Genomic DNA, 17,277 nt, shown 5'->3' with positions numbered 1-17,277 from the left:
CAAAAAAATAATGTATTAAAGTATATTTTTAAACCCCTCTTCTAAAGATGAGGGGTTTTTTGTTTTGGAAATAAATAGAAAAAATTATTTTTTAAAATCAATTGAAAGCGAATTGACACAATATCGAATACCAGTTTCAGTAGGACCATCATCGAATACGTGACCAAGATGCCCGCCGCAAGATGAGCATAATATTTCGGTACGAATCATTCCATGGGAAGTATCTTTAATGTATTCTACTTTTCCGGGAATGGAAGCGTCGAAAGAAGGCCAGCCACAATGTGAATTGAATTTAGTAGAACTTTCGAATAAAGGATCTCCACAACCGGCACAACAATAAGTGCCTTTTTCAAAATGAAGGTTGTATTGTCCGGTGTGTGGAAATTCTGTTCCTTTTTGGCGGAGGATTTTGTATTTTTCTGAGCCTAATTGAGCTTTCCATTCTTCTTCAGTTTTATGGATTTTGTAACTCATTTGGTTTTAGGTTTAAATTTAACAGAAACGGAATTGGTACAAAAGCGTTTTCCGGTAGTTTCTTTTGGTCCATCATTAAAAACGTGACCGAGGTGACCGCCACAGTTAGCACACATAACTTCAATACGTGACATGCCAAAACTATAATCATTTTCATAGATTACTGAACCTTTGATGGCTTGGTCAAAAGAAGGCCAACCGCAATCGGATTCGAATTTGGTTTCTGAGGTGAATAATGGATTTTCACAACCGGCACAAACGTATTGTCCTTCTTCAAAATGATTCCAATATTCTCCGGTAAAGGCTCTTTCTGTTCCTTTTTTACGTAGAACTTCATATTGTTCTGGCGTGAGTTCGGCCTTCCATTCGGCTTCAGTTTTGACTACTTTGAATGGTTTTTTAGTTTCCTTTTTTTGGCCTTGGCAGGCGGTTAAGGAAAAGATTGATAGAATTAACATTAATTTTTTCATAGCGGTTTTATTAAATTTTTTATTGACACCTGACAGGTTTTTAAAACCTGTCAGGTGTAAGAACCTATAACTTTACAAATCTTATGCCACGAATTACACGAATTAGCACGAATTTAAAACGAATAAAATTAGTGCTAATTTGTAGCTTAAATTATCATCATTATTCCTTTTTGGCACATATCCTAGCCCGGATAGTAGCTGATACCCCGCAGGAATGAAAGCTAATTTTTCTTCACTTTTTGGAGCGACCAAAATAAGCTACAAAAAAGTGGTAGAAAAATGCTTGATGTCTGTCCCGATAGCTATCGGGATTCAGCGAACCAGCCTACCGCCAGGCAGGTAGCTGAATTAGCTCTTGATAAAAGTAATTATTTCTTCGATTACTTTTTCGTTTCCAAGTATTTTTCGGTGACCTAACTTTTTGGTAATCATTAGCTTACTATTTTTTAGATGGTTGTGAATGTTATGAGCACATTTTACATTTACATCTGAATCGTCTTCGTCATGTATGATTAAAATAGGTGTTTCAATATTTTTTGACACCACTGATGTGGAATAATTATTCATGGGTTCGCCAAATTTTTTTTCAAAATGGATACGCATTCTATCACCAATTTCAGGTTTGAGTTGTATTTTTTGAATAAAATCGGTTATAATGTCTTGAATTAAATCGCCACTACCTATAATTACGGCTTTTTTGACTTTTAGGTTTTGATTGATTGCATTGGTAATTGCCATACCTCCAAGTGAATGACCTATTGCGAATTCAAAAGGGCCGAATTGTTTATTCAATTCGTGGATACTCGCAATAAATTCGGTCATAATAGATGAATTACCTTTACTTTTTCCGTGAGCTGGAGCATCGAAACTGATGGTTGAATAGCCCTGTTTTAACAATTCATCAGCTATTTTTACGAGTTGAGTCCCTCTTCCAGACCAACCGTGAACGAGTAAAATTTTTTTCTGACTTTTACCGTATTGGTAAACATATATGTTTTTGTTAATTGAAGGAATAAACAAATTTTGGTGTTCGCTTTGCTTCAACATATGAAGTTCACGTTTTGGAATTTTGTATTTGATAGGTGTTGTGAACAGTTTTGCAGCAAATAGTGTAGCTAATTTTGGTGAAATTGCTTCGAAAATTTTAGCTGTTACGAGAATTGGCTTAGGAATCTGCAAGGATTGATTGTCAGATTTGGTTTTTTTTGACATTTCAATAATTTTTATGGCAAGGTAAGATTTAATCTATTTTTTTGTTAATTTAAGGCTCATAAAATTTACTTAAAATGCAAAATCAAACACGAATCATAATTGAAAGTGTGAAACCTCAATTAGATGGAGGTTCTTTTTATATTAAACGAATTGTAAATCAAAAAGTGAATGTTTCGGCACATGTTTTTTCAGACGGTCATGATGTGGTAGAATGCTGTGTGAAATTTAAACATGAAAAAGAAAAACAATGGAGTGAAGTGCGAATGTCTCCGACTGAAAATGACGAATGGGAAGCTGAATTTTTTGTTGAAAAGCAGGGATTTTACTCCTATTTTATTGAAGGTTGGGTGGATTATGCTTTGAATTGGCAACACGGAACGGAACGAAAAATAAACGACAATCAGCATGTGAAATCGGAGTTGTTGGAAGGAGCGGAGTACTGTCAAGCGATTTTAAAAGAAGTTACAAAAGAGGAAAAAGCCTATTTGAATTCCGCCATTAAAGCGTTTCAAGATGCTAAATTATACGATTCTGCGATTGCGATTGCGTTGTCGGATGAATTACATCAGATTTTTAAAAAATACCCAACTCGAACATTAGCAAATTCTTCTGCGGAATTGAAGGTGTATGTGGATCGAAAAAAAGCTTTGTTTAGTACTTGGTATGAATTTTTTCCACGTTCTACTTCAGAAACTCCGGGCAAACACGGAACGTTTAAAGATTGCGAACGTTTATTGCCGAGGGTATCCGAAATGGGTTTTGATACCTTGTATTTTCCACCGATTCATCCGATTGGAGAAGTAAATCGCAAGGGTAAAAACAATGCTACTACGGCTGAAAAAGGCGATGTAGGTTCGCCGTGGGGAATTGGTTCTAAACATGGCGGACATAAATCAACGCATCCTGAATTAGGAACTATTGACGATTTTAAATCACTGGTTAAAAAAGCCCAATCGATGGGCATTGAAGTGGCTATGGATTATGCGTTGCAAGCTGCTCCCGATCATCCGTATGTGAAAGATTTTCCGCAATGGTTTAAATGGCGTCCGGACGGAACGGTGCAATATGCTGAAAATCCACCCAAAAAATACCAAGATATTCAACCTATTTATTTTGAAAGTGGCGACTGGAAAAACTTATGGAAAGAATTGTTAGATGTAGCTTTATTTTGGGTTGAAGAATGTGGAATTCGCGTTTTCCGTGTGGATAATCCGCACACAAAACCCTTTTATTTTTGGGGATGGTTGATAGGTGAGATAAAGAAAAAACATCCGGATGTGTTGTTTTTGTCGGAAGCATTTACACGTCCGAAAATCATGCATGAGTTAGCCAAACAAGGATTTACACAATCCTATACCTATTTTACTTGGCGAAATACGAAAGCTGAATTGATTGAATATGTCACAGAATTAACGCAAACCGAACAAAAAGAGTTTTTCCGACCAAATTTCTGGCCTAATACACCGGATATATTACCTTATGCTTTGCAAACCGGTAATGAATCGGTTTATTTACAGAAGTATTTTTTAGCGGCAACTTTGAGTTCAAGTGTAGGGATTTATGGACCGGCTTATGAGTTTATGGTACATGAAGCCATACCTGGCAAGGAAGAGTATTTGAATTCAGAAAAATATGAAGTTTATCATTGGAATTGGGAGGCAAAGAATAAATTGACTACAATTATTACACGCCTCAATCACATTCGAAAAGAGCATGCATCACTTCAACAAACGAATAATGTTGTTTTTTGTAAAACGGATAATGAGCAATTAATTGCGTACTATAAATTTGATGATGCTAAATCTGATCATACTTTGATGATATGCAATCTCGATCCGTATTATCCTAAACAAGGTGTGGTTCGATTACCGTTGGAAGAATTGGGAAATCAACCGGTTAGGGTGACTGATTTAATTACCGGAAATAGTTATTGGTGGGATAGAGAGTGGAATTTTGTAGAACTCCATCCGGCATTACCTTTTCATTTATTTAAAATTGAACGCTAATGAATACGACTAACCAAGATACTTTTACCAGTACATTCGAATTTAAAACCGAATGGGCCTCTTGTTTTGAAGATGACAATTTTGTCAAGGTTTTTTCATCCGATATATTAGAAAATTATATCATCAACAAACGTTGGTATGGCGGAAAAGCGAGTACGTTAAAGTATATCGAGGTGGTCGATCATTTTAAAATAACCTCCAAGAAGAATACGTATTATGGTGTGTTGTTGGAAGTGAATTTCAAAGAAGCATTTTACCAACATTATTTTATGCCTTTAGCATTTATGGCTAAAGAAGAGTTGGATACGAGCACTGTAATTGCTCCGGTTGTCATGGGAAAACAAACCGGTTATTTAGTTGATGCTTTACATCAAGAAGATTTCCGTAAGTTGTTGTTTGACAATATTGTAAAGTCAAAAGAAACACCCGGATTGAAATTGGTTTTTCACAAAGGTTCATCTATTGAAAAAGAAGAATATCAATCTTCTCGTTTTATGGGATTGGAGCAAAGTAACACATCAATCATTTACAACGATTCGTTTGTGTTGAAGATTTTCCGACGCATTTATGTCAGCACCAATCCCGATTATGAAATCAGTCGTTTTTTGACGGAACGCATGCATTTTGAAAATACACCACGCTATACCGGAAGTATTAATTTGGCTTTGGCCGAAGGAAATATTACGCTGGGTTTGATGCAAGAATTGGTTTCCAATCAAGGCGATGCGTGGAAATTTATGTTGGAACAAATTGACGGTGTTTTTGATAATTTGAAACGCAAAAAAATCAAAATCGATAAATTACCCGATATCGCGATGTTTAAACGGTTGCGGATAAATGAAATTCCGCCCGAAATTATTGATTGGGTAGGGTTGAGTTTGTTTTTACGCATTCAAACTTTGGCTTTGCGAACGGCAGAAATGCACATTGCGTTAGGAAGCGATATTCACGAAACGGCTTTTACACCAACTACTTACAACGGTGACTATACCGTTTGGTTGAAAAATAGAATGTTGTATCAGTTTCAAAACCGATTGAATATCATTGAAAACAGTTTGCATAAATTAGACGGATTAGCATTGGAGTTGGCTCATCAATTCATGGAAAATAAAAAGTTAGTCCGAAAACATTTTGTCGATTTTGATTGGACGAAAATGAAATCGGAACGCATTCGCATTCACGGCGATTATCATTTGGGACAAGTGTTGGTGAATGGCGATGATTTTTACATTTTAGATTTTGAAGGCGAACCGGAAAGCACCATTCGTGACCGAAAAGTAAAACAACCTCCATTGAAAGATGTGGCAGGCATGTTTCGTTCGTTTCATTATGCCATTTATGCGACGATTTTTAACAACAAAGAAAAATATCCGTATGAACAAGAAGAATTGTTTAAAGCCGGGGAAATTTTGTATAAATATTTTGTGGGCGTCTTTTTGGAAACCTACATCGAAAAAGCTCAATCCGGAAATCTAAACATTGGTTACAACCACGAAATCGACTTTTTGTTGAAGTATTGCTTGCTAGAAAAAGCGGTTTATGAGTTGGGTTATGAATTGAATTCGAGACCGAGATGGGCGGTGATTCCGTTGCGGGGGATTCAGAGTATTATGAATTATTAGAAGTAAAAGAAAATAGTAGAAAAAGAAAAGAAAATAGAAATTATAAAACCTTTAAGGTTAAAACATATGAACCTAGTACAACCACATTCCCTTTTCACCGATTTTGACATCGCCTTATTCAAAGCCGGAAAACATTTTAGATTATACGAAAAATTAGGTGCTCATCTCATCGAGGTCAACGGCGTAAAAGGCGTTTATTTTGCCGTTTGGGCTCCGTCTGCACGTTCGGTTTCTGTCGTGGGAGATTTTAATTACTGGATTCAGGGCGAACATCAATTGTTTGTGCGTTGGGATTCTTCCGGAATTTGGGAAGGATTTATTCCAGGAGTAGATAAAGGAACCAAATACAAATATAAAATTCAGTCCAATAATAACGGAATTATCACGGAAAAAGCCGATCCGTTTGCGTTGTATTGCGAAAAACCACCCCAAACCGCTTCGGTCATTTGGGATTTGGAATACAAATGGAAAGACAAAAAATGGATGGATTCCCGAAAGGATAAAAATGGTTTAGACAAACCGTATTCGGTGTATGAAGTGCACTTGGGCTCGTGGAAACGCAATTTGGAGCAAGATCGTTCGCTAACCTATTTAGAACTGGCAGAAGATTTGGTGAATTATGTCAAAGAAACCGGTTTCACACACGTGGAATTTATGCCGATTATGGAATATCCGTATGATCCTTCGTGGGGTTATCAGTTGGTAGGTTATTTTGCTCCAACGTCCCGATTTGGAAAACCGCAGGATTTTATGTTCTTGGTGGATAAATTGCATCAAGCCGGAATAGGTGTGATTTTAGACTGGGTTCCGTCGCATTTTCCAGACGATGCTCATGGTTTAGGATTTTTTGACGGTTCTAATTTGTATGAACATCCCGATCGAAGAAAAGGCTATCATCCCGATTGGAAAAGTTTAGTTTTCAATTACGGCAGAAATGAAGTGCGTTCATTTTTGATTTCAAATGCGTTGTTTTGGTTGGATAATTACCATGCGGATGGTCTTCGTGTTGATGCTGTGGCTTCGATGTTGTATTTGGATTATTCCAGAAAAGAAGGAGAGTGGGAACCGAATATTTTTGGCGGAAGGGAAAATTTAGACACGATTAGTTTCTTAAAAGATTTTAACGAAGCGGTTTATTCTAATTATGAAGGAGTACAGACCATTGCCGAAGAAAGTACTTCGTTTCCAATGGTTTCCAGACCCACTTCAATTGGCGGTTTAGGATTTGGAATGAAATGGATGATGGGATGGATGCACGACACCTTGCAATATTTCAAACGCGAATCGATTTACCGAAAATACCATCAAAATGATTTGACATTTTCGATGACCTATGCGTTTTCAGAAAACTTTATGTTACCGCTTTCACACGATGAAGTGGTGTATGGCAAAAAATCCATTTTAGGACGAATGACAGGCGATGAATGGCAGCAGTTTGCCAATTTACGTTTGCTTTACGGCTATATGTTCACGCATCCCGGAACGAATTTATTGTTCATGGGTGCTGAATTTGGTCAACGTGCCGAGTGGAAATTTGATGGAAGTTTAGATTGGCATTTGTTGAATTATGGTTATCACGATGGCATTAAAAAATGCATTACGGATTTAAACGAAATGTATAAAACGTATCCGGCTTTGTTTGAAAAACAATTCACAGCCGATGGTTTTGAGTGGATTAACTATTCCGACCATCAAAATGCGGTGTTGAGTTATATCCGTAAAGGAAATGATGACAAAGATAATTTGATTGTAGTTTGCAATTTCACACCAGTTGTTCGGGAGCATTATCGCATCGGATTACCTTCCAAAGGAAAATTGACAGAAATTTTCAATTCTGATAAAGTGGAATACGGTGGAAGCGGTGTTACCAACAAAAAAGCCATCAAAATAGAAAAAGAACCCTGGAACGGAAGAGATTTTTCGGCAGAATTGACATTGCCACCTTTGGGAGTTTCGGTTTTTAAGGTTTCTTTAAAGTAGAATATTTTGAGTCATTAAACCTGACAGGTTTTTAAAACCTATTAGGTTTAAATCCCTCCTGAAAAGAGGGATTTCTATTTTATCCACACCGCAAACGTTTGAGTTAATAAAACCTAAAATTAAAAACAAATAAATAGGTTCAACTTTGTAAATTTGAACATTATAACCCGAAAGTATGATTACAAATACCGAACTAGAATACAAAGGCGATCAGTTTCCTGCTAAGATAATTTCCTTTAACCAAGATGTAGACAACGTCTTTTTTAATACCGAAAATAATGTGGTTTTAAAGATTACGATTCTTCGCGATAGTATGATTCGTTTTCGTTATACTACCAAAGGCTATTTCAATAAGGATTTCTCGTATGCTATTGATAAAGGACAATCTCACGGTTACAATGAATTGAATGTTGAAGAACATAAAACTTTTTATACCATTACCACCAGTAAAATTGTTTGCAAAATCAATAAAGAAAATGCCAAAGTTTCGATTTTTGATTTAGAAGGTTTTCAAATTTTGGATGATGAAATTGGTTTTCATTGGGAAGAAAGTTATGAGTTTGGTGGAAATATCGTCAAAATGAGCAAAAAAGCCAATGATGGCGAATGTTATTATGGTTTGGGCGATAAAGCTACACATTTAAACTTAAAAGGAAAACGTGTTGAAAATTGGGCTACCGATCAATACGCTTTTCATCGCGATCAAGAGCCTTTGTATAAAGTGGTACCTTTTTATATTGGATTACATCACAACAAAGCATACGGAATCTTTTTTGACAATACGTTCCGCACTTTTTTTGATTTTTGTCATGAGCGAAGAAATGTAACCAGTTTTTGGGCCGAAGGAGGGGAGATGAATTATTATTTTATCTACGGTCCAAAAATGAAAGATGTGGTCACGAATTATACGCATCTTACCGGGAAACCAGAGCTTCCACCCATGTGGACCTTAGGGTATCATCAATGTAAATGGAGTTATTATCCGGAAAGTAAAGTGAAAGAAATCACATCCACTTTTAGAAAATTACAAATTCCGTGTGATGCGATTTATTTGGATATCGATTATATGGAAGGTTTCCGTTGTTTTACGTGGAGCAAAGAATATTTTCCGGAACCCAAGCGAATGGTAGCCGAATTAGCCAAAGACGGTTTTAAAACCGTTGTCATTATTGACCCCGGAATTAAAATTGACAAAGAATACTGGGTGTATCAAGAAGCATTAGAAAAAGATTATTTCTGCAAACGAGCCGACGGACCCTATATGAAAGGAAAAGTTTGGCCGGGTGAGTGTAATTTTCCGGATTATACCAATCCTGAAGTACGCGAATGGTGGGCCGGTTTGTTCAAAGAATTGATTTCGGATATTGGGGTAAAAGGAGTGTGGAATGATATGAATGAGCCTGCTGTAATGGATGTTCCCGGAAAAACTTTCCCGATGGATGTGCGTCATGATTACGATGGAAATCCGTGTAGCCACCGAAAAGCTCATAACATTTACGGAACACAAATGGCCAGAGCAACCTACGAAGGAGTGAAGCGATTTGCTTATCCTAAACGACCTTTTATAATCACGCGATCGGCTTATTCCGGTGCTCAACGTTATACTTCGTCTTGGACGGGTGACAACGTAGCTACTTGGGAGCATTTATGGATAGCCAACATTCAAATGCAACGTATGTCGATTAGCGGAATGGGATTTACCGGTTCTGATATTGGTGGTTTTGCCGAACAACCTTCGGGCGAATTGTATGCTCGTTGGATTCAGTTAGGCGTGTTTCATCCGTTTTGCAGAACCCATTCATCCGGAGATCATGGCGAGCAAGAACCGTGGTCATTTGGAGAAGATGTAGTCAATATTACCCGCAAATTTGTGAATCTTCGCTATCAATTATTACCCTATTTATATACCATGTTTTGGAAATATGTGAACGAGGGCGAACCCATGTTAAAACCTTTGGTATATTTTGATCAGGAGGATATTCAAACCTTATATCGAACCGATGAATTTATATTTGGTAATCATATTTTAGTTTGTCCGATTTTAGAGCCCAATGCTTTAGGTCGCCGTATGTATTTACCTAAAGGGAAATGGTATAATTATTGGACGAATGAATTGGTGGAAGGTAAAAGAGAATTATGGGTAGCAACCGATTATGATCAAATTCCGATTTTTATCAAAGAAGGAGCTATAATTCCGAAATATCCGGTTCAACAATATGTGGGCGAAAAAGATTTTGACGAAATTACACTTGAGGTATATTATACATTCGGAAAAGAAAAAACCGTTTTATATGAAGATGCTCAAGATGGTTATGATTATAATAAAGGAAGATTTTCATTGCGTACTTTTAATTTGACCGGAAAAGAAAATGAATTGATTATTCAATTGCATAAAGAAGGGGAGTTTGTAACAAACTATCAAAAATTTAAAATTCAGTTCATAGGCTTGCCATTTCAAATTAAAGAAATTGAAATTGACAATGAAAAAGTAGATTTGAATTCGCTTGAATTTGATGGTATGAACACGATATCTGTTGATAAATTTTTCAGTGAATTGCATATTATTGGTAATTAGTGTATTACTTTTCGTATTTTTATACTTTAAAATATTAGAAACATGAAACGTATATTTGCCTTTAGTTTATTTAGCACATTCATTTTAACGATGGGATGTGCAACAAACCCTTTGACGGGAAAAAGTACTTTAGCTTTAGTAGACAATAGTTCTATTTTTCCAACTGCTTTTCAACAATATGACGCTTTCTTAAAAGAAAATAAAGTAGTGACAGGAACTGCGGATGCAAAGCGAGTAGAATCTGTGGGAATCAAAATCAAGCAAGCTGCCGAAAAATGGTTGGCTGCTATAGGCCATTCAAATTATTTAAAAGATTACCAATGGGAGTATCGATTGGTAGAAGATAAAGCAGTAAACGCTTGGTGTATGCCGGGAGGAAAAATTGTGGTATATACGGGTATTCTTCCTGTGACAAAAGATGAGGCCGGTTTAGCCACCGTAATGGGACATGAAGTTGCTCATGCTTTATTAAATCACGGACAACAACGCATGAGTGCCGGGATTATTCAACAAGCTGGAGCAGCCGGAGTTGGATTGGCAGTTGGTGAAAAAAATGAACAAACTCAAGCCCTAGCAATGACAGCTTATGGTGCAGGTTCTCAGATGTTTGGAATGTTGCCTTTTAGTAGAAAACATGAAAGTGAAGCCGATAAAATTGGTCTTATATTAATGGCTATTGCGGGCTACAATCCGGAAGCGGCTGTTCCTTTTTGGGAACGAATGGGTGCGGCGTCTGGAGGTCAAGCTCCACCTGAATTTATGAGTACACACCCTTCACACAATACACGTGTTACCAATTTGACAAAATGGATACCGGAAGCAAAAGCCGAAGCAGCAAAATATGGTGTTGTATTCAAATAAAAAAACTTATCTTCGAAGCTGTTCTTTTTAGAACAGCTTTTTTTATGACCAAAAACTAAAATTATGGCAATACTCGAAAAAGGAAGTAGTAAGCTTTTAAATGCTTGGGCATTTTATGACTGGGCAAATTCGGTTTATCCGTTAGTGATTTCGTCTTCTATCTTTCCGCTTTATTATGGATTTTTATTTCCGAAAGAAAATCCGAATGTGCTTTTTATGGGTTACGAATTTAAAAGTACTGCTTTAATCAGTTTTGTTACTGCTTTTGCTTTTTTATGTGTGGCGTTTATTTCACCAATTCTATCCGGAATTGCCGATTTTGCCGGTAATAAAAAACGATTTCTTCAAATTTTTTGTTATTTGGGAGCCTTATCCTGTATAGGAATGTATTGGTTTACAGCTGAAAATATCTATTTTGGAATTGTTTGCTTTTTCTTTGGATTGATTGGATTTTGGGGAAGTTTGGTATTTTATAATTCGTATTTACCGGATATTGCTCACAAAGATCAACAAGACAGTTTAAGTGCCAAAGGCTATTCTATGGGGTATATTGGTAGTGTAATATTATTGGCTCTAAATTTATATATCATATTAGGAAAAGAAGGACAAGAAGCTCTAGATGCGATGCGAATGGCCTTTGCGATGACCGGAATTTGGTGGATCCTTTTTGCTCAATACGCCTTTTGGTATTTACCCAAAGGAAATAAAAACGCCGACAAAATAACGAAAGATGTCATTTTTAATGGTTTCAAGGAATTAAAAAAAGTGCAAAGTCAGTTGTATCATAACGTAAAGTTATACCGCTATTTGGTTGCTTTTTTTGTGTACAGTATGGCAGTTCAAACGGTAATGTTGGTGGCTACGTATTTTGGTGAACAAGAAATCAATTGGTCCACCGATAGTGAAAAAACAACAGGATTAATCATTAGTATATTGGTAATTCAATTGGTAGCTGTTATTGGAGCAACCTTAACGTCACGAGCATCTGAAATGTTTGGTAACATTAGAACGTTAATTGTAATTAATGCCATTTGGGCTATCATTTGTGTCTTTGCTTATTTTGTTACCGAACCCATTCATTTTTATGTCACAGCCGGTTTTGTGGGATTAGTAATGGGTGGAATACAAGCACTTTCTCGTTCAACGTATTCAAAATTTTTACCTAAAACCGAAGATACAGCCTCCTTTTTTAGTTTTTATGATGTAGCCGAAAAAATCGGAATTGTCATTGGAATGGCAATCTACGGAACAATCGATCAAATCACCGGAAGTATGCGAAATGCGATTGTTTTTCTAATGGTTTTCTTTGTGGCAGGATTATTATTGTTGCTACGAGTACCTAAAGATTCGGCTTCTGAGTTAGAATAACCCAGAAAGCCGAAACTACTTTTATAACATCCTTATTTTTCCGGAACCGGCTACTTTTGTGTCTACTTTTTTAGGATTACCCAAATAATCTATACTCCCAGAACCGGCAACTTTGGCCTCTATAAATTCACTACAAAAGGTATTGATTTTTCCCGATCCGGAAACAGAAACGGTACTGGTTTCTGTAATCAAATCTTGAGCTTTTAATGTTCCGGATCCAGCTAAACCGGCTACTAATTTTTGAGTTTGACCTTTTAATTCTATGGTACCCGACCCAGCCAATTTTACTTCAACATTTGTTGTTTGTAAATCTAGCTTTATGTTTCCCGAACCGGCTAATGTTACGCTAAGTTCGTTGCTTTTGAGCTTAAAATTGGAAACTATTTTTCCGGAACCGGCTAAATTTATTTTGTGAATTTCTTGAATCGGTATTTGAATCTCAATTTTGTTTCCTTTACTGGTTTGCAATTGAAATCCTTTTTCAGTATGAATTTTTAATTCCGAATCGGTACATTCTACAACAACATATTCTAAAATGTTTTCTTCTCCGGTAAGTTTAATATTTCCTTCAGCTCCCTCAATAAGGGTAACGTGAAAGGAGCCACCAATACTTAGAGTTTCATAAGAATTTGTTTTTATTTCTTTGGAACTAATTTTTCCGTTTCCTTTAATTTTTTCTTGTCTCCATTGAGCAGAAGCTAAAGTACAAAAGAAAAGTACAAAGCATGTAATCCAGGTTTTCATGATTTAGTTTATTAATTGATTAAATTTAAATTCACATTTCCGTAGCCGGAGTTTATTACAATTTTACTACCTCCGCTTTTTTTGTAATAGCCTTTGTAGGATTTACTGGATTGCGTTTCAATTCGGCTTGTGTATTCCAGTGCTGCTTCACTTTTGAAATTGGCATATTTTGTAGTTATATCAAAATCAAAACTTAAATCCGGACTATGATTCAGTTTTATATTGGTATATCCCGAGTTGAGGGTTATTGAATTGGCCTTGGGTGATAGAGCGTTTAGTGTGAAATTACTATAATTGGTATTGATTTTAAGATGGGTATCAACTTGATCAATTTTTAAAGTTAAATAGTTTCCACTACCTTCTATAGTTCCCACTTTTCCAATTGCTATTTTACCATAATTACTTGCGTATTTCAATTGGTTTCCGTTGGCCACACTTACATCGGTGTAGCTGGTATTTAAATGTAATTGATTGAAATTGCCTATTGTGATTCCGGAATACTTGGCATTGATTATTGCATTTTTTACACTTTCTATAGTCGATTTGGAACAATAATCTATTTTGATGTCATTGGAAGTATGCTGTAATTTTCCCAGGGATATTTTACCGTATTTACAACTAATTTGAGTACTTCCTAAAAGATCATGAGTGACAATAGTACCATATTGATTTTCAATTTTAAGATGGCCTTTTTTTGGAATTTTTACGGTATAATTGATTTCCATACTACTTCTACGAGAGGAATTTGAAATCTTGTCAAAAAGAGTTTTAGCCGAATATTGACTTTTACTTCCATCAAAATCAATAGTAATTGAAGCTAATCTTTTATCTACCCAATCCTCATCATCTCCACTAATGGTAATTAAAACATCAATGTCAATTTTATCTTCATCCCAAGTTGTGACCATTACATTTCCGTATTTGTTTGAAATATCAAGTAAGGCATCAGCATTTACGGAAACCGTTTTTTTAATATTTTTTTGTTTGTTGTATTTTCCGTTGTGTTCTTTGGCAAAACCGCTTGAAAAAATCAAAACAAGGACTAAAGTTCTATATAGATTTTTCATTTTCGATGTTTTTTTGTTGGTTAATTATTTCAATTTTTTTAATGACGTCTTCAAGGAATGAAATCCGAGTTTGAAAATTTAGAATTAATGCATGAAGCAATTGTTTGGTATCTCCGTTTTTTTGCAATTCCACTATTATTTTTTGGTAATCTTTTTCAAAAACTTCCATTTGTTTGAGGGCATCGGTTATAATTTCTTCAGATTGAGGTGTTTTTCTTTTTTTTAAGTTCTGAAGTTCTTTTTCTACAACTGAGGCAAAATAATCATGGGTTTCTTTGGTTTGAACGGAGGTTTGTTCCCAGTTATCAACAGAAACGGATTGGGCTGAATTTAATTGATAAAATCCAATAAATCCGGCAATTAATAAAAATACGGCCGCCCAGGATAAAGGAACCCAATTGGTTTTTTTGGGAGTTGTTTTATTCAAAGTTAATTTGTCCTGAAATCGTTCCAAATGACCTTCTTTTGGTGTTTTAGTATCCCATTGGTTTTCAAAATTTTGAAAAAGTTGTTCAATTGTATCTTTATTTCTTTTCATAGCATTTGTTTTTTTGTAAGTTGGTTGCGTAAACTTTCCTTGGCTCTACTCAAAGTAGTTCTACAATTGGCATAACTGATATTAATGATTTCGCAAACTTCTTCCAGATCATAACCTTCAATAAGTACAAGATTTAAAATCATACGGTAACTTTCTTTGAGTTTGTGCATGGCTTCCAAAACTTCTTGTACTCTTATTTGATTGTAATCTAAGGATTCATCTTCTGAATTATCTTCTAGTTTATAGATTTTCGTTTCGTAATCATCATAGTTAAATTGACTGTTTTTTTTGTAAAAATCAATACTGTAATTCACTACTATTCGTTTTAACCAAGCTCCAAAAGCCACTTCACCTTTAAAGGTATCTATTTTTTGAAAGGCTTTTAAAAAAGCTTCCTGCATTACATCTTCTGCAAAATGTTCGTCTTTTACAATACGCATGGCTACATTATACATAGCTTTATTGTACCTATTGTAAACTTCCATTTGTGCTTTGGAATTTTGCAGTTTACATTGGAAAATTAATTGATCAATATTTTCGCTTTTAAAACTCAACTGGTTTTGTTTGTTTTTGATAAAGACGTATTCAAATTTTGAATGTTACACTTTTTTTATTAAATGTAATTTTTTTTTCGTGGATTAGAAATTTATATTTTTATATTTGAAAAAATCTTTTACACTATGCATTTCTCCAAGTCTGTTTTTTTGTTGTTTGTTAGTAGTTTTATTTTGTTCTCTTGTTCTTCAGATATAGAACCTATTGATCCGGCTTTACAACCTGGTGGAGGAAATTCTGGTGGTAATGGTTCCGGAGGAGGAGTTTCTACAGGTGATTATTGGCCAATGGCTCAAAATAATTCGTGGACTTTTTCTCAAAATGGGGTTCCTCAAGCTCCCATGCGAATTACCAATACCGAACAAATTAACAGTAGAACCTATTATGCCTATGAAAACTTTGTTGGGGTTTCGCTAGGAGGAAGTAATTTTACCGGAACGGTTCATTCCCGAAAAGCGAATGGAAATTATTACGTTAGAAACCAAGTTACTATTCCGGGTACCGGCGGAAATCCTACCATTACCGTTTCACCACTTGAGATATTGGTCTTAAAAGATTTTCTTGAAGTAAATCAAACTTGGACACAAGAATTAACTCAAACAACAACGATTACGGGAACACCACCCATAAATACTCCGGTAAGCATAGTGGGTAAGATTTTAGAAAAGAATGCTTCACTTACCATTGGAAGTACTACTTACACCAATATTATTAGAGTAGAATTGGTACAAACCACTCAAGGCGTAGTAAACACCAACTATTATTGGTTTGCCAAAGATATCGGGTTGGTGAAATACCAAATGATACTTCAAGGTTCAAATTTGGTATATGAGTTACAATCTTACAATTTGAATTAAATTCGGTTACTTTACTTGTAAGTTATTTTGGCATAGCTTTTGTCCAACATAGCCCGTATGTTGCATTTCATCGTTTATTCTTCTTTTTACTAGATAGAATTGGCAGGATGCTTTATATTTGATATCCCTTTTATTAATTTAATGACAAATTGACCTTATTTTTTATATGTCAAATCAAAATATTTTTACACTAGACAAATTGTCACTTCATGATTTTGATACCGATGCTGATTTAATTCCTTTAATGACGCCGGAGGATGAAGAGGAAATGACCAATGAAGAGTTACCTAACTCTATTGCTATATTACCTTTACGAAATACTGTTTTGTTTCCGGGAGTGGTTATTCCGATTACAGCCGGACGAGACAAATCGATAAAATTAATTAATGATGCTAATGCAGCCGGTAGAACCATTGGTGTAGTAGCACAAAAAGATGAGGATGTTGAAGATCCGAAACGCAATGATATTCATTCCATAGGTACTGTTGCTCAAATATTGCGAGTACTTAAAATGCCAGATGGTAATGTAACAGTTATTCTTCAAGGGAAAAAACGATTTGAAATAACCAAAGTAATTTCAGAGGAGCCTTACATCAATGCCTTAATTAAAGAAGTTCCTGAAAAAAGACCCGGTACTACAGATACCGAATTTGGAGCCATCATTGAATCTATAAAGGAGATGGCAATCAAAATTATAAAAGAAAGTCCAAACATTCCAACCGAGGCTACTTTTGCTATTAAAAATATTGAGAGCCAATCGTTTTTAATCAATTTTGTTTCATCCAACATGAATCTTTCTGTAAAGGAAAAGCAGGATTTATTAATGATGAATGTATTGAAAGAAAGAGCTCTTACTACTTTGCGGTATATGAATACGGAATTGCAAAAGTTAGAATTGCGAAATGATATTCAGTCTAAAGTTCGAGTAGATCTTGATCAGCAACAAAG

The 17,277-nt window shown here is 35.5% G+C and carries 15 protein-coding genes; 8 read left to right on the top strand and 7 right to left on the bottom strand.

Annotated elements, in window-relative coordinates; translation table 11 throughout:
- Window positions 1-84: 84 nt before the first annotated feature.
- The 3 genes from msrB (V7M80_RS06785) to V7M80_RS06775 form a co-directional block, all read right to left on the bottom strand.
- Entirely contained in the window at window positions 85-474 is a 390-nt protein-coding gene (msrB, locus tag V7M80_RS06785) for a peptide-methionine (R)-S-oxide reductase MsrB (RefSeq protein WP_333694960.1), read from the bottom strand.
- Window positions 471-944 (bottom strand): peptide-methionine (R)-S-oxide reductase MsrB, encoded by a 474-nt coding sequence (msrB, locus tag V7M80_RS06780; RefSeq protein ID WP_333694957.1) that lies wholly within the window; start codon window positions 942-944, stop codon window positions 471-473. The genes msrB (V7M80_RS06785) and msrB (V7M80_RS06780) overlap by 4 nt, the downstream gene beginning before the upstream one ends.
- A 348-nt stretch (window positions 945-1,292) precedes the next feature.
- Window positions 1,293-2,156, bottom strand: a complete 864-nt coding sequence (locus V7M80_RS06775) for an alpha/beta fold hydrolase (RefSeq protein WP_333694956.1) — start codon at window positions 2,154-2,156, stop codon at window positions 1,293-1,295.
- Window positions 2,157-2,230: 74 nt separating this feature from the next.
- Between V7M80_RS06775 and V7M80_RS06770 the strand changes: the two genes are divergently transcribed.
- The 6 genes from V7M80_RS06770 (at window position 2,231) to V7M80_RS06745 (ending at window position 12,568) form a co-directional block, all read left to right on the top strand.
- The gene (locus V7M80_RS06770; protein WP_333694954.1) at window positions 2,231-4,162 is read left to right on the top strand and encodes an alpha-1,4-glucan--maltose-1-phosphate maltosyltransferase; all 1,932 of its coding nucleotides are present in this window, start codon (window positions 2,231-2,233) and stop codon (window positions 4,160-4,162) included.
- Window positions 4,162-5,784 carry a maltokinase N-terminal cap-like domain-containing protein gene (locus V7M80_RS06765; protein ID WP_333694952.1) on the top strand — a complete coding sequence of 541 codons (1,623 nt, stop codon included), beginning with the start codon at window positions 4,162-4,164 and terminating at the stop codon, window positions 5,782-5,784. Before V7M80_RS06770 ends, V7M80_RS06765 begins: the two co-directional genes overlap by 1 nt.
- Before the next feature lie 66 nt (window positions 5,785-5,850).
- Complete coding sequence (gene glgB, locus V7M80_RS06760) at window positions 5,851-7,764, top strand: 1,4-alpha-glucan branching protein GlgB (protein WP_333694951.1); 1,914 nt, start codon at window positions 5,851-5,853, stop codon at window positions 7,762-7,764.
- Between the two features lie 175 nt (window positions 7,765-7,939).
- Window positions 7,940-10,339, top strand: a complete 2,400-nt coding sequence (locus V7M80_RS06755; protein ID WP_333694949.1) for a glycoside hydrolase family 31 protein — start codon at window positions 7,940-7,942, stop codon at window positions 10,337-10,339.
- Window positions 10,340-10,381: 42 nt separating this feature from the next.
- Complete coding sequence (locus tag V7M80_RS06750) at window positions 10,382-11,200, top strand: M48 family metallopeptidase (RefSeq protein WP_333694947.1); 819 nt, start codon at window positions 10,382-10,384, stop codon at window positions 11,198-11,200.
- Window positions 11,201-11,263: 63 nt separating this feature from the next.
- Window positions 11,264-12,568 carry an MFS transporter gene (locus V7M80_RS06745; protein ID WP_333694945.1) on the top strand — a complete coding sequence of 435 codons (1,305 nt, stop codon included), beginning with the start codon at window positions 11,264-11,266 and terminating at the stop codon, window positions 12,566-12,568.
- Window positions 12,569-12,589: 21 nt separating this feature from the next.
- On the opposite strand, the gene V7M80_RS06740 is transcribed toward V7M80_RS06745, so the two are convergent.
- The 4 genes from V7M80_RS06740 to V7M80_RS06725 are packed head-to-tail and all read right to left on the bottom strand — an operon-like array spanning window position 12,590 to window position 15,471.
- Window positions 12,590-13,312 carry a head GIN domain-containing protein gene (locus V7M80_RS06740; RefSeq protein WP_333694943.1) on the bottom strand — a complete coding sequence of 241 codons (723 nt, stop codon included), beginning with the start codon at window positions 13,310-13,312 and terminating at the stop codon, window positions 12,590-12,592.
- Between the two features lie 11 nt (window positions 13,313-13,323).
- Window positions 13,324-14,379: a hypothetical protein gene (locus tag V7M80_RS06735; protein WP_333694942.1), complete on the bottom strand. Its 1,056-nt coding sequence runs from the start codon at window positions 14,377-14,379 to the stop codon at window positions 13,324-13,326.
- Window positions 14,363-14,917: an anti-sigma factor gene (locus V7M80_RS06730; protein WP_333694941.1), complete on the bottom strand. Its 555-nt coding sequence runs from the start codon at window positions 14,915-14,917 to the stop codon at window positions 14,363-14,365. Before V7M80_RS06730 ends, V7M80_RS06735 begins: the two co-directional genes overlap by 17 nt.
- Complete coding sequence (locus V7M80_RS06725; protein ID WP_333694940.1) at window positions 14,914-15,471, bottom strand: RNA polymerase sigma factor; 558 nt, start codon at window positions 15,469-15,471, stop codon at window positions 14,914-14,916. The genes V7M80_RS06730 and V7M80_RS06725 overlap by 4 nt, the downstream gene beginning before the upstream one ends.
- A 126-nt stretch (window positions 15,472-15,597) precedes the next feature.
- Here V7M80_RS06725 and V7M80_RS06720 point away from each other — a divergent pair, with 126 nt between their 5' ends.
- On the top strand, window positions 15,598-16,329 hold the full coding sequence (locus V7M80_RS06720; RefSeq protein WP_333694938.1) for a hypothetical protein: 732 nt from the start codon (window positions 15,598-15,600) through the stop codon (window positions 16,327-16,329).
- Between the two features lie 166 nt (window positions 16,330-16,495).
- A partial coding sequence (locus V7M80_RS06715; RefSeq protein WP_333694936.1) for an LON peptidase substrate-binding domain-containing protein occupies window positions 16,496-17,277 on the top strand: 782 nt, incomplete at its 3' end.

The organism is Flavobacterium sp., from assembly GCF_036759525.1.
In the GTDB taxonomy this organism is placed as follows: Bacteria; Bacteroidota; Bacteroidia; order Flavobacteriales; family Flavobacteriaceae; genus Flavobacterium.
This window is presented reverse-complemented; position numbering and strand designations above follow the sequence as displayed.